Origin of the sequence: Streptomyces sp. Je 1-332 (assembly GCF_040730185.1) — a bacterium.
In the GTDB taxonomy this organism is placed as follows: domain Bacteria; phylum Actinomycetota; class Actinomycetes; order Streptomycetales; family Streptomycetaceae; genus Streptomyces.
This window is the reverse complement of the sequence record NZ_CP160402.1, coordinates 5,771,618-5,792,112: the sequence shown is the minus strand read 5'-3', so window position 1 is coordinate 5,792,112 and position 20,495 is coordinate 5,771,618. Positions and strand designations below refer to the sequence as shown.

Annotated in this window: 15 protein-coding genes; 9 read left to right on the top strand and 6 right to left on the bottom strand. The window is 69.9% G+C overall.

Annotated elements, in window-relative coordinates; all coding sequences use genetic code 11:
- Positions 1-187: 187 nt before the first annotated feature.
- The 7 genes from ABXJ52_RS26305 to ABXJ52_RS26275 are packed head-to-tail and all read left to right on the top strand — an operon-like array spanning position 188 to position 8,105.
- The gene (locus ABXJ52_RS26305) at positions 188-1,105 is read left to right on the top strand and encodes a polyprenyl synthetase family protein (protein WP_367045136.1); all 918 of its coding nucleotides are present in this window, start codon (positions 188-190) and stop codon (positions 1,103-1,105) included.
- Positions 1,102-2,211 carry a Rieske 2Fe-2S domain-containing protein gene (locus ABXJ52_RS26300; RefSeq protein ID WP_367045135.1) on the top strand — a complete coding sequence of 370 codons (1,110 nt, stop codon included), beginning with the start codon at positions 1,102-1,104 and terminating at the stop codon, positions 2,209-2,211. Before ABXJ52_RS26305 ends, ABXJ52_RS26300 begins: the two co-directional genes overlap by 4 nt.
- The gene (locus ABXJ52_RS26295; protein ID WP_367045134.1) at positions 2,208-3,209 is read left to right on the top strand and encodes a Rieske 2Fe-2S domain-containing protein; all 1,002 of its coding nucleotides are present in this window, start codon (positions 2,208-2,210) and stop codon (positions 3,207-3,209) included. The genes ABXJ52_RS26300 and ABXJ52_RS26295 overlap by 4 nt, the downstream gene beginning before the upstream one ends.
- 55 nt (positions 3,210-3,264) lie before the next feature.
- Entirely contained in the window at positions 3,265-4,317 is a 1,053-nt protein-coding gene (locus ABXJ52_RS26290) for a Rieske 2Fe-2S domain-containing protein (RefSeq protein ID WP_367045133.1), read from the top strand.
- Positions 4,310-6,685 (top strand): PEP/pyruvate-binding domain-containing protein, encoded by a 2,376-nt coding sequence (locus tag ABXJ52_RS26285; RefSeq protein ID WP_367045132.1) that lies wholly within the window; start codon positions 4,310-4,312, stop codon positions 6,683-6,685. Before ABXJ52_RS26290 ends, ABXJ52_RS26285 begins: the two co-directional genes overlap by 8 nt.
- Positions 6,682-7,650, top strand: a complete 969-nt coding sequence (locus ABXJ52_RS26280) for a lysylphosphatidylglycerol synthase transmembrane domain-containing protein (RefSeq protein WP_367045131.1) — start codon at positions 6,682-6,684, stop codon at positions 7,648-7,650. Before ABXJ52_RS26285 ends, ABXJ52_RS26280 begins: the two co-directional genes overlap by 4 nt.
- Complete coding sequence (locus ABXJ52_RS26275) at positions 7,647-8,105, top strand: protein phosphatase (protein WP_367045130.1); 459 nt, start codon at positions 7,647-7,649, stop codon at positions 8,103-8,105. Before ABXJ52_RS26280 ends, ABXJ52_RS26275 begins: the two co-directional genes overlap by 4 nt.
- Before the next feature lie 128 nt (positions 8,106-8,233).
- On the opposite strand, the gene serA is transcribed toward ABXJ52_RS26275, so the two are convergent.
- The 6 genes from serA to ABXJ52_RS26245 form a co-directional block, all read right to left on the bottom strand.
- Positions 8,234-9,838, bottom strand: coding sequence for a phosphoglycerate dehydrogenase (gene serA, locus ABXJ52_RS26270; protein WP_367045129.1), 1,605 nt, complete (start codon positions 9,836-9,838; stop codon positions 8,234-8,236).
- Between the two features lie 227 nt (positions 9,839-10,065).
- A complete protein-coding gene (gene ilvC, locus ABXJ52_RS26265; RefSeq protein WP_367045128.1) occupies positions 10,066-11,064 on the bottom strand; it encodes a ketol-acid reductoisomerase in 999 nt (332 codons plus the stop codon).
- 110 nt (positions 11,065-11,174) lie between these two features.
- The gene (gene ilvN, locus ABXJ52_RS26260; RefSeq protein ID WP_160507374.1) at positions 11,175-11,702 is read right to left on the bottom strand and encodes an acetolactate synthase small subunit; all 528 of its coding nucleotides are present in this window, start codon (positions 11,700-11,702) and stop codon (positions 11,175-11,177) included.
- Positions 11,703-11,731: 29 nt separating this feature from the next.
- Entirely contained in the window at positions 11,732-13,579 is a 1,848-nt protein-coding gene (locus ABXJ52_RS26255) for an acetolactate synthase large subunit (protein ID WP_367045127.1), read from the bottom strand.
- Positions 13,580-13,810: 231 nt separating this feature from the next.
- Positions 13,811-16,750 carry an EAL domain-containing protein gene (locus ABXJ52_RS26250; RefSeq protein ID WP_367045126.1) on the bottom strand — a complete coding sequence of 980 codons (2,940 nt, stop codon included), beginning with the start codon at positions 16,748-16,750 and terminating at the stop codon, positions 13,811-13,813.
- A gap of 379 nt (positions 16,751-17,129) precedes the next feature.
- A complete protein-coding gene (locus tag ABXJ52_RS26245) occupies positions 17,130-18,080 on the bottom strand; it encodes a 2-hydroxyacid dehydrogenase (RefSeq protein ID WP_367045125.1) in 951 nt (316 codons plus the stop codon).
- A gap of 97 nt (positions 18,081-18,177) precedes the next feature.
- On the opposite strand from ABXJ52_RS26245, the gene ABXJ52_RS26240 reads away from it, so the two are divergent.
- Together ABXJ52_RS26240 and ABXJ52_RS26235 are read left to right on the top strand one after the other, a co-directional pair.
- The gene (locus ABXJ52_RS26240) at positions 18,178-19,170 is read left to right on the top strand and encodes an aldo/keto reductase (protein ID WP_367045124.1); all 993 of its coding nucleotides are present in this window, start codon (positions 18,178-18,180) and stop codon (positions 19,168-19,170) included.
- Between the two features lie 132 nt (positions 19,171-19,302).
- On the top strand, positions 19,303-20,475 hold the full coding sequence (locus ABXJ52_RS26235) for a PQQ-dependent sugar dehydrogenase (protein ID WP_367049286.1): 1,173 nt from the start codon (positions 19,303-19,305) through the stop codon (positions 20,473-20,475).
- The last annotated feature ends 20 nt before the right edge of the window (positions 20,476-20,495 follow it).

Sequence of the window (20,495 nt, the reverse complement as noted above, 5' to 3'; positions counted from 1 at the left end):
CGTCATCTCTGCAGTCTCCGCACGAAGGCCCTGGCGAACCGAACGCAGCACTTCCGCAGCCCGGATGAATGCGATGGGCGCCTGGAACCCGCCGTCAGTCTCTAATTCGTCGCCGCGAATCGGCGCCATCGCCGTCCCCATGTGCTCGATGGCCCGTTCGGCGTATCCACGGGGAGAGTGAACGTTCGTGTCTTTCGCGATTGACAACACCCAAGCAGAAACAGACTTTCCGGTTCCGATGGAAGAGTTCCGTCGCCAGGTCAACGAAAGACTGCGCTCCTCCATCGACCCGGTGGAGCCGCCTCGGCTGCGCGAGGCCATGGCCTATTCGCTGCTGGCGGATGGAAAGCGCATCCGTCCGACTCTGTGTCTGTTGACCTACCAGATATTCGACTCCGACGTCTCGGTCGCGCTTCCCACCGCCTGCGGCCTGGAAATGCTGCATACGGCTTCGCTCATCCATGACGACCTGCCGGCCATGGACGACGACGACTTCCGCCGCGGCAGCCCTTCCAACCACCGGGTGTTCGGTGAGGGTATGGCGCTCCTGGCGGGCGACGCGCTGCTCGCCTACGCACTGGAGTTCATTCTCCAGAACTCCGACTCGCCGCATCCGGAAAGACTGCTGAGCGTCATGGCCAAACTGATCGAGGTGGTCGGCCCGTCCGGGCTGTCCGGCGGTCAGGCGATCGATCTCCACTCCCAGGGCCGCGACCATGTCGACCCGTTGACCGTGGAGGAGATGCACATCAAGAAGACCGGCGCGCTCATCGAGGCGTCCGTGGTCACCGGGGCGATCTGGGGAGGGGCGTCGAAGGACGACATAGCCCACCTCACCACATATGCGCGAAACCTCGGACTCGCCTATCAGATCGTCGACGACATTCTCGACGAGACATCGAGTTTCGACGAATTCGGCAAGGAAGTCGGCCAGGACCGGGCCGCGGGCAAGTGGACGTATCCCCGGCTGGTGGGGGTGGAGGCGGCACGCGAGCGGGTGCGCGGACTGATCACGCAGGCAGTGGCGGAGCTCGACGGGTTCGGCGAGCGCGCGGCGATGCTTCGCTGGGCGGCGCAGGTGGTTCACGGCCGGGCGGCGGCATGATCGGCGCGGACGGCTCCCAGGAGGACGTGCACACCGTCCCCGCCTCGGCTGCTCCGCCGAATCCCGCCGGGGCGAACATCGCCGCGTCCTGGTATGCCGCGATCAAGAGCTCCCAGCTGGGCAAGGGGCCGCACCGGGTGCGGTTGTTCGGGCGCGAGGTCGTGCTGTGGCGCGACCGGAAGGGAGCGGCGCGCTGCGTGGCCGCGCACTGCCCGCACCAGGGCGCCAACCTGGGCCTCGGGGACGTCGTCAAAGGCGAACTGCGCTGCCCCTTCCACCACTGGCGGTTCGACGGGGACGGGGTCTGCTCCGCCATCCCCGGTCTCTCACGCATCCCGACGACGGCCCGGACCCGGTCCTACCCCACCCGCGAGGCGTACGGGTTCATCTGGGTCTGGTACGGCACCGCCGAACCCCTCTTCGAACTCCCGGAGTTCCCGGCGCTGACCGACAGGCCCCGTCGCTACCTCGGCTTCTACTACGACGACGCGACCACCGGGACGATCCGCCAGCTGCTGGAGAACGCGGTCGACCACCAGCACTTCAGCGCTCTGCACGGACTGTCTCTGGACGGGGTGGAGTTCCGTGTGCTGGCCGAACAGTCCGAGGCCGCGGACAACGGCCCGCCGCTGACACGGGACGACGCCTGGTTCGGCGTCTGGTTCTCCGGCCGGCCGTGGCGGCCGCCGCTACGCCGCTCACCTCTGGGCTGGGTGACCGGTGTCGTCTCCACGTTCGCGATGGGCCGCCACATGCAGCTGCTGGTCGACGGGTGGCCGGGCGGCCAGCGCTTCACGGCGTACGTGGACGGCACCGAGGTCTACAAGGTGATCATGGGCATCGTCCCCGAGGGCGACCGGGTCACCCGCCAGGTCGGCTGGGCGGGGGTGCGCCGCACCGGACGCTGGTACCGCACCCTCTTCAACTACGTCCTGTTCTGGGTCCAGAACCGCGCGGGCACCTTCCAGGACGTACCCGTCTACGACTCCACCCGCAACGCCCAGCCCACGGTCTACGTGCGCTACGACAACGGGTTGCTCCGGTTCCGTCGCTACTACCAGTCATGGGTCGACCGCGCCGCGGGAGACGGAAAGGTCGGCCGATGAGTCTCGCGCCGGTACGAGGGCAGCCTCCCCTCGATCTCGAACCGCCCCGCGATCTGGCGCGCGGTTGGTATGTGGCGGGGCGTTCCAGCCGCGTGGGGCGGCGGCCCAGGGCCGCCGTGGTGGCCGGGCGGGAGGTGGTGCTCTGGCGCGCGGGAGACGGCGCGGCCGTCGTGATGGACCGCTTCTGTCCCCATCAGGGGGCCGCTCTGGAGTTGGGCCGGGTGGTGGACGGAGAGCTGCGGTGCACGTTCCACCACTGGCGGTTCGACAGTGACGGGATGTGCGTGGCCGCCCCCGCCACCCGGAGGGTGCCCAAGGGTGCCTCGGCCCGGGTCCATCCCTCCTGGGAAGGGCTCGGCTACGTCTGGACCTGGGTGGGCTCGCCGGAAGCCGAGTACCCGCCGCCGGACTTCCCCCATCTGGACAGGAACTCACCGGCCCACCGGCGCTACCGGTTCGCCTTCGACACCCCCGCACCGGCACGCCGGGTGCTGGAAAACGGATTCGACGTACCGCACTTTCCTGTGGTCCACGGGATCGCCGACGGTCTGCGGCTCACCTGGGACGCCGAAAAGGAACCGCACACGATCGCCGCGCGCATCACCACGGACGCGATCACCCTGCCGGCTCCGCTGGACCGGCGGCCGGGCGGTCTGGGCCGACTGTGTCTGCACCTGCGTTCGACGCCCTCCTACCAGGTCCTCACCTTCGAGCTGAACGACCGCCCGGTGGCACACGAGCTGCTCGCCGTGACACCGGTGGCGCAGGGGCGGACCACGATGCACGGCTGGACCGTCGTACCGCGCGCCGGTGGTCTGCTCGGCTCTTCCCCGGTCTTCTGGGGGTACCGGCTCCAGCACTGGTGGGGGACCCGGGCGGATCTGCGCATCTACCGGGACGCCGAGGAAACCGACGGTTCGATCAACACCGCCGACGACGAGGGAGTGCTGCGATTCCGCCAGTTCCATCGCCGTTGGACGGGGCGGGGGGACACGTGAGAGACCGACCGAGGGCAGCGCACGAACGGCAGCGGAGTGTTCGGGAGGAGGCCGGATGAGGCGCAGTACGTCTGAGCGGATCGCTGCGTCCGCGAGGCCGACCACGAACCTCGCCTCGGGCTGGTATGTCGCGCTGCCCTCCGAGGAGTTGCGGCGGCGGCCTCGCCGGATCACCCTCTTCGGCGCCTCCTACGTGGGCTGGCGCGGCGCTGACGGCCGTGCCCACGTACAGAGCGCGACCTGCCCTCACGCGGGGGCCGCGCTGCACGGCGGCAAGGTGGTCGACGGCACGCTCGAATGCCCCTTCCACCGCTGGCGGTTCGACGAGTCCGGAGCATGTGTCTTCGTGCCGGGGCAGCGTCCCCCGGCGCGAGCCGCCGTCACCGCGCTGCCCACCCGCGAATGCTCGGGTTACGTGTGGGCGTGGTACGGCAACGGGGCCCCCCGTTACGAGCCACCGGACCTTCGCGACCTCGAAGCGCGGCAGATTCCTGGCATCCGGAGATTCCGGCTGGCCGACCCGACCCGGGCCACCACCCGACGGATCCTGGAGAACACCTACGACCCCGACCACTTGGTGGCCTTGCACGGCCTGACGGTGGCCGGGAAGGCCCGGATCGCGTTCCAGGAAGCGGGCGAGGAAACGGTCGGTGACGGTGCACCGGACGACAAACCGGAACCACGCTGCGACGCGACCCTGACCTGGCCCTCATACCGGGGCGCGTTGGGCACCGTATCGAACGCGTTCGGGCTCAACGCGGGTGAGTTCACCCTGCGGATGCGCGGCTGGGCAAGCTGCCAGGAGATCGAGTACTACGCAGACGGCCGACGCCTGTACCGGATGATCCTCGCCGTCACCCCGATCGGGGAACACCACAGCATTCAGCACATCAACGCCGTCGTCGACCCCGACGGGGCGGGGGCCCTGGGGTGGCTGCGCGCGCTCGTCCACCGTGCGGAGGTGCAGGTGGCCGCCCGCCAGGACCTCCCGATCTTCGACACCTTGCTGCCGGGGGACCGGCACGGCATCTATGTGCCCGGTGACGAGGCCGTGCGGCGATTCCGGCGTTTCTATCAGCAGTGGGTGGAGGTGGCAGAGCATGGCTGAGGGTGTCGTGAGCCTGGCCGAGGCCGCGGACCTGCCCGTCGAACGGGTGGGGGGCAAGGCCAAGGGGCTGGGCCGACTGGTAGCAGCGGGATTTCCCGTACCTCCGGGGTTCTGCCTCCCGGTGGATGTCTTCACCGCCACGGCGGGCCTGGAGGCAGGCGGGGAGAACACCGGCGAGTCGGGACTGCGCGACGAGACCGTCGCCCAGGTGAGGGCCTGTTGGGAGGCCCTGCCCTCCCCTCACGGCGTCGCCGTACGGTCGTCGGCCACCAACGAGGACGGTGTGGCCGGCAGTGCCGCCGGCCAGTACGAGAGCGTGCTCGGCGTCCGCACCTTCGACGAGCTGCTGGCGGCGGTCGGCCGCTGCCAGCGGTCCCGGCACTCCGCCGCCTCCGGGGTCTACCGGGACCGGATCGGCCTTGCCCAGGGGGCCCCGGCGATGGCTGTCGTGGTCCAGGCGATGGTGGCTCCCCGGTGGGCCGGGGTGGCGTTCACCGCAGAGGCCCCTGTCGCGGACGACGACCATCTGGTGCTCGTGGAGGCGGTCGAGGGCCTCGGTGATCAGCTCGTGGACGGAACCGTGGAGCCGAACCGCGCGGTGTTCTCCCGCAAGGAACCGCACGCGCCCGTGTTCACGACCGCGTTCGGGGAACGGATGGGCGAGACGGAGGGAAGCGAGGGCCCTCTCCGCTCCCTGGTACGCACAGCGCTGGCCGTGGAGCGGGCGCTGGGCGGACCGCAGGACATCGAATGGGCGCTGGACGACACCGGGCTGCACCTGTTGCAGGCCCGCCCGATCACCGCAGCCGTCCCGCAGCCGACGCAGTTCGGCGACTGGGCGAGCGAAGTGCCCGGGGCACGGTGGGCCCGGATGAGTATCTGCGACTCGTGGCTCTCCGATCCCCTCTCCCCCCTCTTCGCCACGACGCTGTTCCCCTCGCTCATCGACCGGTGGGCGACGAACTGGGGCGGTCCACGCAGACTGCGCGCGCGTAGCCCGCTCGTCCCGGAGCCCATGCACGGGACCGTGAACGGGTTCGCCTATCTGCGCTTCGACTTCCCCCTCTCCGAGCATCCGCTGCGCACCCTGCGGCTCACCGCGCGCTGGTTCGCCTTCCACCTCTCACCGGTGGAGCGGCGCTGGCGGCACGACATACTGCCCGCGCTCCAGGCGGGCCTGGAGCGGGCACGGGACGCGCCTCTCGAGGACCTGACGTCGGCCGAAGTGCTGCGTCGAATAAGGGCGGTTGAGGACCTGAGTGCCCGCTACTGGGCGGTGATCGGCGGCCTCGCCTGGCACTGGAACACCAGCGAGTGGCTGCTGGGGATGGTCTTGGCGCGCGGCGGGCGGCGCACAGCCGGGCTCACGCCCGGGTCCCTGCTCGTGGGTGACGACCGGCTCGCCCACCAGGCCGACCGTGCCCTGGACGGGGTCGCCGCGGCCACCTTGGAGGACCAGGAACAACTGCTGCAGGAGTACCTGGGACGCTTCGGCCACCTGGTGTACAGCCTCGACACGGCCGAACCCACCGCGATCGACGATCCTTCGATGCTTCGATCGTTGATCGTCGGCCGCCGCGACAGCGGCGAACCAAGCTCCCTGGCACCGGCACTGGGCCCTGACCCCGCCCCGGCCCCCCGCCTGGGACACGGCCCTCTGGGCCGACTTCGGCGCGGGATCCACCGCTGGGCGAACCACTGGAGCGGAGTACGGGACGAAGCCCTGCACCACTTCACGCTCGGCTGGCCGTTCATGCGGGCCGGATATCTCGAACTCGGCCGCCGGCTGGTCCGCGCCGACCTGCTGGACGTCGACGACGACGTGTTCTACCTGACCGGGCCAGAGCTGAGCGGCTGGGTGCACGCCGACGCGGGCGACGCGCGGTGGCGCGACCTGGTGCGTGAGCGCCGACTGCGACGCCAGTGGCAGCGGCGGCTCAATCCGCCCGATGTGGTCCCCGCCGACGCGCGGATCATGCTCTTCGGATCCGACATCACCTCCTTGGCGCTGTTCGGGGCCGAGCGGGGCGAGAACAAGGGTGACGGGCTCAGCGGATCAGCGGTGAGCCCGGGCAGCTACACGGGCCGGGCGCGGGTGATCCACGAATTCGCGGACGCGGACGCACTGGAGTTGGGTGAGGTGCTCGTCGTCCGCCAGGTGACTCCGGCATGGGCGCCGCTCCTGACCCGGGCCAGTGCCGTGGTCGCCGACGTCGGGGGCGCGCTGTCCCACGGCTCGGTGGTGGCGCGCGAGTACGGCATCCCGGCGGTGATGGGAGTCAGGACCGCGACCTCGCAGATCGGAACCGGGGACATACTGACCGTGGACGGTGATGCGGGCACTGTGCGGTTGGGGAGCGAGCCGTGACCCCGACCGAGTCCCCGCCGAAGGAGCACAGCACGCGCGACCGGGTGATCCGGGCGCTGCTGTTCGTGGCGGTGGGCGTCAGCTTGGTGATCACCCTCTGGGGTATGGATCTGGACCATCTGTGGGCGGCACTGAAGGCCGCCGACTGGCGCTGGCTGGTCTTGGCGGCACTGGCCAACGTGGCCTCGCAGACGACCCGGGCCGTGGGCTGGAACGCCATGTTCACCGAGTCCCAGATCCGGTTCCCCCTCCTGGTGCGGATCGAGTTCGCCGTTCAGGCGGCGGCGGCCGCGAGTCCGGAGGGGGTGGGTGAGTTCGTCCGGATCGGCTATCTGCTGCGCGAGGGGATAGCCCGGACGGTGACCGTCACGCTCATGCTGGTCCGCAAGTTCTTCTCCAGCCTGGGCCTGGTGCCCTTCCTGGTGTTCGTCTGGTGGCCGGGGAGCGATGTGCCGGGCTGGGCGGCAGCCGTCGCCTGGGTGTACCTGGCCGTCCTGACGGTGGAGTCCGTGCTGATCGTGAGGGTCGCGCGCACTCCGTCCGCCCCCGCCCGGGAGGGCCGCCTGCGCAAAGTCGTGTTCGACGCGCGCACGGCACTCGGGCCGGTCCGGCGTCCGCGCGTCTTCGCGGAGGTGGGGGCGGCCGCGCTCGCCACCCGGGCACTGGACTTCCTGGCCGCGGTGGCCGTCGCGAAGGCTCTGGACCTACCGCTGTCGGTGGCCGTCCTGGTAGTCGTCCTGCTGTCCATCGAGGTCTCCAACATCCTGCCGACCCTGCCGGGGCAGCTCGGTACCTTCGAGGCCGCCGTACTCGGCGCGACAGCGGGCGTTCTCGGGCAGGCCGAGGGCCTGGCCTTCGCCCTGGTTTTTCATGCTCAACAAGTGCTTCCCCAGATCCCGTTGGGCATGATCGCCATGGCAGACACCTCGATACTACGAAAGCGATCGAAACGGGAATCATCATGACCGAAATGTGGAACGCCGACACTCCCAAGGTAATCACTCTCCCCTCGGGGCGGTCGATCCGCGGACGCGGACTCCGGTACGACCTACCGGAGGGGCAAACTCCCACGTTTGCCGTGCACTTGACGGAACACGAGCCGCCCAAGCCGGACTGGGAGTCCCTGTGGATCCCCTGGCGGGACTTCTGGCTTCCCGCCGACCCCATGGACGCGATGCGCAAACTTCGCATCGCTTACGATCGCGCCGCGGACGAGCGCGTGGAGATCTGCTGCGGGGGCGGCATCGGTCGGACTGGCACGGGGCTCTCGGCGCTCTGCGTCTTCGAGGGCATGGACCCCAAGGAGGCGGTCAAGTGGGTGAGGAAGAACTACCACTCCCGTGCGGTGGAAGTGCCGTGGCAACGGCGCTTCATCCGCCAGGTCCACGCCGCCGCCGCAGCCGGCTCGGGGCAGTCGTAGCCGCTGGCTCCCGCGGAACGGTGACCTCATAGCAGACGCCGGGCGGGCTGGAGATCTCCAGCCCGCCCGGCGTTTGAGGGCGAACTCGGCGGAGCCGGTGATGACCGGCAGCCGAAGCCGCGGGGTTACTAGTCGGTGAGGTTGACCGCGCGGGCGGACTCCGCGCCGATCTCCTCGGCCAGCTCGTTCAGGACCGGCTGCGGCACGGTGTCGTCCACCGTGAGGACGGCGAGTGCCTCGCCGCCGACGTCGGCGCGGGCGACCTGCATGCCGCCGATGTTGATGCCCGCCTCGCCGAGGACACGGCCGACGGTGCCGACGACACCGGGGCGGTCGGCGTAACGGAGGACGACCATGTGCTCGGCGAGCGCCAGGTCCACGTCGTACCCACCGATGGCGACGATCTTCTGCAGGTGCTTGGGCCCGGCCAGCGTGCCGGAGACCGAGATCTCCTCGCCGCCGGTGAGCGTGCCGCGCACCGTCACGACGTTGCGGTGGTCGGGGGACTCCGAGCTCGTGGTGAGGCGGACCTCGACGCCACGCTCCTGGGCGAACAGGGGCGCGTTCACGTAGCTCACGGTCTCGTCGACGACGTCCTCGAACACGCCCTTGAGCGCGGACAGTTCGAGCACCTTCACGTCGTGCTGGGTGATCTCGCCGTACACCTCGACGTCGAGGCGGGCCGCCACCTCGCTCGCGAGGGCGGTGAAGATGCGGCCGAGCTTCTCGGCGAGCGGCAGACCGGGACGCACGTCCTCGGCGATGACGCCGCCCTGGACGTTCACGGCGTCCGGCACGAGCTCACCGGCGAGGGCCAGGCGCACCGACTTGGCGACGGAGACGCCGGCCTTCTCCTGCGCCTCGTCGGTCGAGGCGCCGAGGTGCGGCGTGCAGACGACCTGGTCGAACTGGAAGAGCGGGGAGTCCGTGCAGGGCTCCTTCGCGTACACGTCCAGACCGGCGCCCGCGACGCGGCCCTCCTTGAGCGCCGAGTACAGCGCCTCCTCGTCGACGATCCCGCCGCGCGCGGCGTTCACGATGCGGACGGCGGGCTTGACCTTGTGCAGGGCCTCGTCGCCGATCAGACCGACCGTCTCGGGGGTCTTGGGCAGGTGCACGGTGATGAAGTCCGAGACCTCGAGCAGCTCGTCGAGGGTGAGGACCTTGACGCCCATCTGCGCGGCACGCGCGGGCTGCACGTACGGGTCGTAGGCGACGACCTTCATGCCGAAGGCGCTCATGCGCTGGGCGACGAGAGCACCGATGCGGCCGAGGCCCACGACGCCGAGGGTCTTCTCGGCGAGCTCGACGCCCGTGTACTTGGAGCGCTTCCACTCGCCGGCCTTCAGGGCCTGGCTGCCCTGGGGGATGTTGCGGGCGGTGGCGATGAGCAGGCCACAGGCGAGCTCGGCCGCGGTGACGATGTTCGAGGTGGGTGCGTTCACCACCATCACGCCGGCCTTCGTGGCGGCGGACACGTCCACGTTGTCCAGGCCCACGCCCGCGCGGGCGACGACCTTCAGCTTCTTGGCGGCCGCGATGGCCTCGGCGTCGACCTTGGTCGCGGAGCGGACCAGAATCGCGTCGACGTCGGCGATGGCGGGCAGCAGCTCGGCGCGGTCCGCGCCGTTGCACTGCCGGATCTCGAAGTCCGGGCCCAAGGCGTCGACAGTGGCGGGCGACAGCTCTTCAGCGATGAGTACGACCGGTTTGCCGTTGGCAGCAGTGCTCACGTGAGTCCTCACAAGTCCAATGCGGACGGCCGTCCCGACGGCCGCATGCGGTGTCGCTTAGCCGCGTGGAAGACGCACGACGCTGTGGGCCCGACGCGAAAGTTGAATGCAGTCTAGTGGCGTAGTGACGCGTGTCTTACGCCTTGGTGGAAGGATCACTCGTCCGTGGCTGGACGGGGTGGACAACGCCGGAGGGAGCTCGCTCCCCCCGGCGCTTCCAAAGTGCCTCAGGCCTCTTCGTTCACCCACGACATGAGCTTGCGCAGCTCCTTGCCGGTGGTCTCCAGAAGGTGCTCGGAGTCCGCGGTCTTGTACTCGTTGTACTTCTTCAGACCGCCGTGGTACTCGTCCATCCACTGCTTGGCGAAGGTGCCGTCCTGGATCTCGGTCAGGACCTTCTTCATCTCGGCCTTGGTGGCGTCCGTGATGATGCGCGGGCCGGTGACGTAGTCGCCCCACTCGGCGGTCTCGGAGATCGACCAGCGCATCTTCTCCAGGCCGCCCTCGTACATGAGGTCGACGATGAGCTTCAGCTCGTGGAGGCACTCGAAGTACGCGATCTCCGGCTGGTAGCCGGCCTCGGTCAGCGTCTCGAAGCCCGCCTTGACCAGCGCCGCGGTGCCACCGCAGAGCACGGCCTGCTCACCGAACAGGTCGGTCTCGGTCTCCTCGGTGAAGGTCGTCTTGATGACGCCCGCACGCGTGCCACCGATGCCCTTGGCGTACGAGAGGGCAAGCGCGAAGCCGTTGCCGGTCGCGTCCTGCTCGACGGCCGCGATACACGGAACGCCGCGGCCCTCCTCGTACTGACGGCGCACGAGGTGGCCGGGGCCCTTGGGGGCGACCATGCAGACGTCGACGCCGTCGGGGGCCTTGATGAAGCCGAAGCGGATGTTCAGGCCGTGGCCGAAGAACAGCGCGTCGCCGTCCTTGAGGTTGTCCTTGATGGACTCCTCGTAGACCTGGGCCTGGATCGGGTCCGGGACCAGGATCATGATGACGTCGGCCTCGGCGGCGGCCTCCGAGGGAGTCACCACGCGCAGGCCCTGCTCCTCGGCCTTGGCCTTGGACTTGGAGCCCTCGTGCAGACCGACGCGGACGTCGACACCCGAGTCACGGAGCGACAGCGCGTGGGCGTGGCCCTGGCTGCCGTATCCGATGACCGCGACCTTGCGGCCCTGGATGATGGACAGGTCGGCGTCGTCGTCGTAGAACAGCTCGGCCACTGGGAATCTCCTATGTGTGCTGGTGTTGCGACCCACCGTACGGCGGGCGGGGGGAAGAAGGTTTTCAGGTCTCGCCATACGGGCGGGCCCTGGTGTTCGTGCGGGCCGGTTCAGGCCGAGCGGTCGAGCGCCCGCAGGCTGCGGTCCGTGATGGAGCGGGAGCCGCGGCCGATGGCGATGGTGCCGGACTGGACGAGCTCCTTGATGCCGAAGGGTTCCAGCATCTTGAGCATCGCCTCCAGCTTGTCGCTGGATCCGGTGGCCTCGATGGTGACCGCCTCGGGCGAGACGTCCACGGTCTTGGCGCGGAACAGCTGGACGATCTCGACGATCTGCGAGCGCGTCTCGTTGTCGGCGCGGACCTTGGCGAGGACCAGTTCACGCGCCACGGCGCCGGCCGGCTCGAGTTCGACGATCTTCAGGACGTTGACGAGCTTGTTGAGCTGCTTGGTGACCTGTTCGAGCGGCAGGTCCTCGACGTTCACGACGATGGTGATGCGTGAGATGTCGGGGTGCTCGGTGACGCCCACGGCCAGGGAGTCGATGTTGAAGCCGCGGCGGGAGAACAGGGCGGTGATCCGTGCGAGGACACCGGGCTTGTTCTCGACCAGGACGGAGAGCGTGTGCTTGGTGGACATGACTCGTGGTCTCTCTTTCGCGTCCGGTCTCAGTCGTCTTCGTTGTCGCCGAAGTCGGGGCGGACCCCGCGGGCGGCCATGACCTCGTCGTTCGAGGTGCCGGCTGCGACCATCGGCCACACCTGGGCGTCCTCGTGGACGATGAAGTCGACCACGACGGGCCGGTCGTTGATGGCGTTGGCCTCGGCGATGACCTTGTCGAGGTCCTCGGGGCGCTCGCAGCGCAGCGCCACGCAGCCCATCGCCTCCGACAGCTTCACGAAGTCCGGGACGCGGGTGCCCTTGTTGGGGCCGATGTCCTCGGGACCGCTGTGCAGCACGGTGTTGGAGTAGCGCTGGTTGTAGAACAGCGTCTGCCACTGGCGGACCATGCCGAGGGCGCCGTTGTTGATGATGGCGACCTTGATCGGGATGTTGTTCAGGGCACAGGTGGTCAGTTCCTGATTGGTCATCTGGAAGCAGCCGTCGCCGTCGATCGCCCAGACCGTGCGGTCGGGCGCTCCGGCCTTGGCGCCCATCGCGGCAGGGACCGCGTACCCCATCGTCCCGGCGCCACCGGAGTTGAGCCAGGTGGCGGGCTTCTCGTACTGGATGAAGTGGGCGGCCCACATCTGGTGCTGGCCGACGCCCGCCGCGAAGATCGTGCCTTCCGGGGCGAGCTGCCCGACGCGCTCGATGACGTGCTGCGGGGAGAGCGAACCGTCATCGGGCTGGGCGTAGCCGAGGGGGTAGGTGTCGCGCCAGCGGCTGAGGTCGTTCCACCAGGCGGTGTAGTCGCCCTTCTGGCCTGCGGTGTGCTCGGCCTGGACCGCCTGGATCAGGTCGGCGATGACCTCGCGGGCGTCTCCGACGATCGGCACGTCGGCGGCGCGGTTCTTGCCGATCTCGGCCGGGTCGATGTCGGCGTGGACGATCTTCGCGAAGGGCGCGAAGCTGTCCAGCTTGCCGGTGACGCGGTCGTCGAAGCGGGCTCCGAGGGCGACGATCAGGTCGGCCTTCTGCAGCGCGGTGACGGCGGTGACCGCTCCGTGCATGCCCGGCATTCCCACGTGCAGCTCGTGACTGTCGGGGAATGCGCCGAGCGCCATCAGGGTGGTGGTGACGGGCGCTTGGGTGAGTTCTGCGAGGACCTTCAGCTCGGCGGTGGCCTGGGCCTTCAGGACGCCGCCGCCGACGTAGAGGACGGGCCGCTTGGCGGCGGTGATCAGCTTGGCGGCCTCGCGGATCTGCTTGGCGTGCGGCTTGGTCACCGGGCGGTAGCCGGGCAGGTCCTGGGTGGGCGGCCACTGGAAGGTGGTCTGCGCCTGGAGTGCGTCCTTGGCGATGTCGACCAGGACCGGTCCGGGGCGGCCGGTGGAGGCGATGTGGAAGGCCTCCGCGATCGTCGCCGGGATGTCCTCCGCCTTGGTGACCAGGAAGTTGTGCTTGGTGATCGGCATCGTGATGCCGACGATGTCCGCCTCCTGGAAGGCGTCCGTGCCGATCGCCTTGGAGGCGACCTGGCCGGTGATCGCGACCATGGGCACGGAGTCCATGTGGGCGTCGGCGATGGGCGTGACGAGGTTGGTGGCGCCGGGGCCGCTCGTCGCCATGCACACGCCGACCTTGCCGGTGGCCTGCGCGTAACCGGTGGCGGCGTGGCCCGCGCCCTGCTCGTGCCGGACCAGGACGTGACGGACGCGGGTGGAGTCCATCATCGGGTCGTACGCGGGAAGGATGGCACCGCCGGGAATGCCGAATACCGTGTCGGCCCCGACTTCCTCGAGAGAACGAATGAGGGACTTCGCACCCGTGACGTGCTCGACGGGCGTCGACTGCTGTCCTGAGGATCGGGGCCGCGGCTGCGGATGGTGGGCCCCGGTGGCCTGCTCGGTCATCGGCATTCTCTTCTCGAAGCTGAGGGTTTTTGCGGGGTGTTTGCGGGGATTTGGCAGGTGCCGGTGCAACAAAAAACCCCTCGTGCCGTGAGGCAGGCGAGGGGAGCGCGTCGGAGCGGGTGCAGGGATTCCGGTTCGGACCGGTGAGTCCCAGCTTCAGCCGACGCGCTTTCCAAGTACGAGAATTCGGGTGCGCATGGCATTGACCCTCTCCCCGGCGCACTACGCCTGTCAAGTAGGTGGGACGGGGGTCTCATTATGTGAGCGGGCAAAGGACTCGACACCTCCTCCGTACGCCACCTGCGGGGCGCCCGCGAGCGCCGGCTCCGCGGGGCCGTGCGGCACCGGATACCGCCCGAGCGACAGCGCGCGGCGCAGGCGGTACTCGTCGAGCGGCCCGGAGAACGCCATGCCCTGGCCGTGCGTGCAGCCCATCGCGCGCAGGGCGATGACCTGCTCCGGGACGTCGACGCCGTCGGCCACCGAGAGCAGCCCCAGGTCGGTGGCGATGCGCAGCAGACCAGAGGTGATCTTGTGCAGCCGCGCGGACTCGACGACGCCCTCGATGAGGCTGCGGTCCAGCTTCAGTACGTCGACGGGGAGCCGCCGCAGCGCGGTGATGGCGGCATAGCCGCTCCCGAAGCCGTCCAGGGCGATGCGTACGCCGAGTCTGCGCAGGGACGTGAGGCGGCGCTCCAGGTCGTCGAGGGACACCCGGGGGTCACTGTCGGCGAGCTCGATGATGAGCGCCCCGGAGGGCAGCCCGTACCGGGTGAGGAGCGCCTCGATGGAGCCGAGCGGCATGGAGCGGTCCAGGAGGCGCCGCGCGCTGACGCGGACGGCGACGGGCGTCGCGTGGCCCATGCGCCCGCGCTCGGCGGCCTGCTGGACGGCCTCCTCGATCACCCAGCGGCCCAGCTCGGCGGACCGGGCGCCCTCCTGGGCGTCCGAGCTGTCGGCCACGCGCAGGAACTCGGCGGGCGTGAAGAGGATGCCCTGCGCCGAGCGCCAGCGTGCCTGGGCGGCGACGGAGGTGATGCGGCCGTCGTCCAGGGAGACCACCGGCTGGTGGAGCAGCGCGAACTCGCCGTCGTGCAGGGCGGTACGCAGCCGCGTGGCCAGCTCTGCCTTGCGGACGACGTCGGCCTGCATCTGGGGTGCGTACAGCTCGACGCGGCCCTTGCCCGCGGCCTTGGCGCGGTACATCGCGAGGTCGGCGTTGCGCAGCAACTCGCCCGCCCCTATGCCTGGTTCGGCGAAGGCCACACCGATGGAGGCCGCCACGCGCACGTCGTTGCCGTCGATCGCGTACGGCTGGGAGAGGGTGATCCTGAGGCGGTCGGCGAGTTCGTAGATGTGCTGCTCGCGTGCGGTCTGGTCGCGGGTGCCGTCACCCACGATGAGCGCGGCGAATTCGTCGCCGCCAAGCCGGGCCGCGCAGTCCCCGGACCTGACGGCCACCTGAAGGCGGCGGGCCGCCTGGATGAGGAGCTCGTCCCCCGCTTGGTGGCCGATGGTGTCGTTGACCGCCTTGAAGCCGTCCAGGTCGATGAAGAGCACGGCCGTGCCCCGGTCGGTGACCCTGCGGCCGGTGAGCGCCTGACCCACCCGGCGGGTGAACAGGGCGCGGTTGGGCAGGTCGGTGAGCGGGTCGTGCTCGGCGTTGTGCTGCAACTGAGCCTGGAGCCTGACCCGTTCGGTGACGTCACGGCTGTTGAAGATGAGGCCGCCCTGGTGGCGGTTGACCGTGGACTCCACGTTCAGCCAGTCGCCGTCGCCGGACTTGAAGCGGCACTCGATGCGGGTCGTGGGCTCTTCGAGCGGGTTCGCGGTGAGGAATCTGCGGACTTCGTGAACCACGCGGCCCAGGTCCTCGGGGTGTATGAGCGAGGCGAGTTCGGACCCGACGAGTTCCTCGGCCTCGCGGCCGTACACGCCGGAGGCTGCCGGGCTGACGTAATGAAGTATGCCGTTCGGGGCGGCGATCATGATGACGTCGCTCGATCCCTGCACCAGGGAACGGAAGTGGTTCTCCTTCTGGGCCAGTTCCTGGGTGAGGGTGATGTTGTCCAGGAGCATGATGCCCTGGCGCACGACCAGGGCGAGCACGACGGTGCCCGCGGTGAAGAGCACGACCTGGTCGACGCTGCGGCCACTGAGCACGTTGTAGAGAATCCCCAACGTGCAGACGGCGGCGGCCAGATACGGCGTCAGCGCGGCGAGTGATCCGGCGATCGGCCGGGTGGCGGCAGCCCTCGCGTCCTTGGAGGCGTCGTCGCGCGGCACGCGCGCGTGCTGCTGCGCGTCGTCCGCGTTCTTGTGCCAGGGGGCCGCCCAGGGCGCGTACGCGAGGAGCAGCGAGCCCGCGAACCAGCCGGCGTCCAGCATCTGCCCGGAGCGGTAACTGGCGTGCAGGAGGGGCGAGGTGAACATCGCGTCGCACATGACGGTCAGCGCGAGGGCGCCGATCGCCGTGTTCACCGCCGTGCGGTTCGCGGACGACCGTCTGAAGTGCAGCGCGAGGACCATGCTGACCAGCGCGATGTCGAGGAGGGGGTAGGCGAGCGAGAGCGCGGCGTGCGCGACGCTCTGGCCCTCGAACTCCGCCGTGTGGGCGAGCGCCAGGCTCCAGGAGAGCGTGAGCAGTGAGCCGCCGATGAGCCACGCGTCGAGCGCGAGGCAGATCCAACCGGCCTTGGTCACCGGGCGCTTGGCGAGCACGAGCAGGCCGATGATGGCGGGCGGCGCGAAGCAGAGGAAGAACAGGTCGGCGAGGCCCGGGCTCGGCACCGGCTGTTCGAGCACGACCTCGTACCAGCCCCAGACGCCGTTGCCCAGGGACGCCATCGCGGAAGAGAGCGCGAAGAGCAGCCATGCGGGTCGAAAGCGGCTGCGACGGGTGCGTGAGTACCGGAAGCAGGAGACCGCGGCGGCCGCCGCCGCGACGCTCAGGCCGAAGTCGCCCATGATCAGGGCGGTCCGGGTCGATCCCCAGCCGAACGCCGCCCCGGTGGCATACCCGCCGCAGACCACGAGGAGCGCGATCTGCGAGACCATGCCCGCGCCGCCGCCGGATGCGGGACGCCGGGTCAGGGGCGCGCCGGGCGGCATCGGCGCCGTCAGTCCTCCGCCGCCCTCCAGGGCGGCGGCGGGTGACGGACGGGTGCTCATCGGGCCGCCCTGGCCCGTACCGCGCACGTGTCCGTGCGCCTCCTGTGACTGACCGGTCCCAGGACCTCGCGCGCGAAGTCGTCGCGCGTGCGGCTGCGCGCCGGTGGGAGGGTGGGTCGTCGCCGGCGGCCTCGCCGCGTCGGATGGTTCGCCCATTGGCCGTACATCGCCCGTCGCCCCCCTCGCGTCTGATGTCTCGTCCCCGGCGCCGACGAACTGTCCACGGCGCAGCCCCTGTCGGGACGATACACCAGTCTCGTCACTCAGGGACATAGCTTCTCTACGCTCCGTGACTGTGAACGGAGTTGTGAACACGGGGCGCACACAAGTAGGTGCGGAGTGTGCTCGAACGGACGGTGAGTGATCGGGACTTGGTCCGTTACTCGGTCGTCAGGACGACGTTGCCGAGGGGTTCTCCGGCGACAAAACGGGTCAGTTGGGCGGCGAGCAGGCGTTTGGCGCGGGGCAGGAACGCGGAGGTCGATCCGCCCACGTGCGGGCTGACGAGTACTCCAGGAGCGTGCCACAGGGGGTGACCTGCGGGCAGCGGTTCCGGATCGGTGACATCGAGGGCGGCGGTGATCCTGCCGGACTCCAGTTCGGCCAGGAGCGCTTTGGTGTCGACGACGGGGCCGCGCGCGACGTTCACGAGCAGGGCGCCGTCCTTCATGCGGGCCAGGAAGTCGCCGTTCACCAGGCCACGGGACGCGTCGGTGAGGGGCGTGGAGAGGATGACCACGTCGGCCTCGGGCAGCAGCGCGGGCAGTTCGGCGAGCGGGTGCACGGGGCCGCGCTCCGTGGCACGGGCAGAGCGCGCGACGCGCGCCACCCGCGCGCACTCGAAGGGGGTGAGCCGGTCCTCGATGGCGGAACCGATCGACCCGTATCCCACGATCAGCACGGACTTGTCGGCGAGCGCCGGGTAGAAGCCGGACCGCCAGTCCTCCTGGCGCTGTCCTTCCACGAAGCGGGGGATGCCGCGCAGTGACGCGAGGGTGAGGGTGAGCGCAAGCTCGGCCGTGCTGGCCTCGTGCACTCCCTTGGCATTGCACAGCCGCACGCCCGGCGCGAGGAACTTGAGCCCGCCCTCGACGTGGTCGATGCCCGCGGTGAGTGTCTGCACGGCGCGTACGGACGTCATCTCGGGCAGCGGTCGTACGGAGGTCTCCGCACCCTTGAGATAGGGCACCGCGTAGAACACGCAGTCGGCGGGGTCCGCGGGGAAGTCCGGGCCACCGTCCCAGAAGCGGTAGTTGAGCCCGGCTTCGGCCGCTGCGGGCAGGCCTTCGATCTCGTCCGCGGCATAGGGGAGCCATACATCTGTCGTCATGGTCAGGAGGCTAATGCGCGGAGGCCGCACGCCGCTCGGGCGGAGGCAGAGGTTACGTTGGGGGCCGCTCGGACATGAGGTGGGAGGGCACGGCCAGGTGGACCGCAGGACGATCGGCGCGGCAGCGCTCGAGGTGGGTGCGGTCGGGCTCGGCTGCATGCCGATGAGCTGGGCGTACACCGGCTCACGGCAGCGGGGCGAGGAATCGCTGCGCACCGTGCACGCCGCGCTCGATCAGGGCTCGACCCTCCTTGACACCGCGGACATGTACGGGCCGTTCACCAACGAACTCCTTGTGGGCAGGGCGCTGAAGGAGCGGCGGGCCGAGGCCTTCGTGTCCACCAAGTGCGGACTCCTGGTGGGCGAGCAGCACATCGTCGCCAACGGCCGCCCCGGCTATGTGAAGCGGGCCTGTGACGCCTCGCTGCGGCGGCTGCAGACCGAGACGATCGACCTGTACCAGCTGCACCGCGCCGATCCCGAGGTGCCCGTCGAGGAGACCTGGGGCGCGATGGCCGAACTCGTCGGCGCGGGGAAGGTGCGGGCGCTCGGGCTGTGCGCGGTGGGGGCACGTGCCTCGCGGCGCGAGGGCAGGGGGCTGCACGAGGGGACGATCCGGCAGCTCGAGCGGGTCCAGCAGGTCTTTCCGGTCAGCGCGGTGGAGGCCGAGCTGTCGGTGTGGTCGCGGGAGGCCCTGGAGGTGCTTTTGCCGTGGTGCGCGGCCCGCGGGGTCGGCTTCCTGGCGGCGATGCCGCTGGGGAACGGTTTCCTCACGGGGACGCTGACGCCGGGGCAGGGCTTCGAGCCGGACGACGTGCGGGCCCGGCACCCCCGTTTCACCGCCGAGATGATGGCCGCCAACCAGCCGCTGGTGGTGGGCCTGCGCCGGGTGGCCGAGCGGCACGGGGCGACCCCGGCGCAGGTGGCGCTCGCCTGGGTGCTCGCGCAGGGCCGTGACGTGGTACCGGTCCCCGGGGCCAAGCGGGAGCGCTGGGCGGTGCAGAACGCGGGGGCGGCGTCGATACGGCTCACCGGGGCGGATCTGGCCGAGATAGCGGCACTGCCGTCGGCGATGGGATCCTGGGAGTGACGACGTCCGCACGTCCGTAGTGACGACGTCCGCAGGTCCGTGAAGCGGGGTTCCGCGAGTCCGTGCAGCAAGGTTGGGAACCTGCGGGGACCGAGCGGTGTATGAACAGTAGAAGCGCTGCGTCGAAGGGACCTGATCGTGCAACGACCTGCTGTCACAGCCGCATTGGCTGCCGCCGCCCTTGTACTCACGGCCGGTTGCTCGTCCGGGGGCTCGGACACGCCGGACAACGGGAAGAGCGCCGAGTCGAGCCCCGCGCAGTCGGACGGGACGTCCTCGGGAAAGCCGCGCGCCGGCGCCGCCCCGCCGGAAAAGGGGTCGGCTTCGGTCACGAAGACGCTCACCGAGAACCTCAAGTCGCCGTGGGGTCTCGCACCGCTTCCCGGCGGGGACCTGCTGGTGTCCTCACGCGACGAGGGGACCATCACCCGCGTCGACGGCGAGACGGGCAAGAAGACCGAGCTGGGCCCGGTCCCCGGCGCCTCCCCCGCCGGCGAGGGCGGCCTGATGGGCTTGGCGCTCTCTCCTTCGTACGCCTCGGACCACATGGTCTACGCGTACTTCACCACCGAGTCGGACAACCGCATCGCCCGCATGCAGTACGACGAGAAGAAGCCCTCCGGCCAGCAGCTGGGCGCGCCCGACACGGTCTTCAAGGGCATCCCCAAGGGTGTGGTCCACAACGGCGGCCGGATCGCCTTCGGCCCGGACAAGATGCTGTACGCGGGCACGGGCGAGACGGGCGACACCGGCCTGGCCCAGGACAAGAAGTCACTGGGCGGCAAGATCCTGCGCCTGACCCCGGACGGTGACCCGGCCCCCGACAACCCCTTCGGCGACTCCCCCGTCTATTCGTACGGGCACCGCAACGTGCAGGGCCTCGCCTGGGACGAGGAGAAGCGGCTCTGGGCGGCGGAGTTCGGCCAGGACACCTGGGACGAGCTGAACGAGATCAAGGCAGGCGACAACTACGGCTGGCCTGAGGTCGAGGGCAAGGGCGACGAGGAGGGCTTCAACGACCCGGTGGCCCAGTGGAAGACCTCGGAGGCCTCCCCCAGCGGCATTGCCTACGCCGAGGGCTCGGTCTGGATGGCGGGCCTGCGCGGCGAGCGCCTCTGGCGGATTCCGGTGCGCGGGGTGGAGGGCACCGTGGAGCCGCAGTCCTTCCTGAAGGAGGAGCACGGCCGCCTGCGCACGGTCGTCGCCGCGGGCGGGGACAAGCTGTGGCTGGTGACGAACGAGACCGATTCCCGGGGCACACCGGAGAAGGGGGACGACAAGATTCTTGAGGTGACGGTGAAGTAGGGCTTCAGAGAGAAAGGGCT

Coding starts and splice junctions, on each gene's coding strand:
- ABXJ52_RS26245 (WP_367045125.1), bottom strand. CDS start 18,080: ATGACGACAGATGTATGGCTCCCCTATGCCGCGGACGAGATCGAAGGC.
- ABXJ52_RS26275 (WP_367045130.1), top strand. CDS start 7,647: ATGACCGAAATGTGGAACGCCGACACTCCCAAGGTAATCACTCTCCCC.
- ABXJ52_RS26285 (WP_367045132.1), top strand. CDS start 4,310: ATGGCTGAGGGTGTCGTGAGCCTGGCCGAGGCCGCGGACCTGCCCGTC.
- ABXJ52_RS26250 (WP_367045126.1), bottom strand. CDS start 16,750: ATGAGCACCCGTCCGTCACCCGCCGCCGCCCTGGAGGGCGGCGGAGGA.
- ABXJ52_RS26290 (WP_367045133.1), top strand. CDS start 3,265: ATGAGGCGCAGTACGTCTGAGCGGATCGCTGCGTCCGCGAGGCCGACC.
- ilvN (WP_160507374.1), bottom strand. CDS start 11,702: ATGTCCACCAAGCACACGCTCTCCGTCCTGGTCGAGAACAAGCCCGGT.
- ABXJ52_RS26255 (WP_367045127.1), bottom strand. CDS start 13,579: ATGACCGAGCAGGCCACCGGGGCCCACCATCCGCAGCCGCGGCCCCGA.
- ABXJ52_RS26295 (WP_367045134.1), top strand. CDS start 2,208: ATGAGTCTCGCGCCGGTACGAGGGCAGCCTCCCCTCGATCTCGAACCG.
- ABXJ52_RS26300 (WP_367045135.1), top strand. CDS start 1,102: ATGATCGGCGCGGACGGCTCCCAGGAGGACGTGCACACCGTCCCCGCC.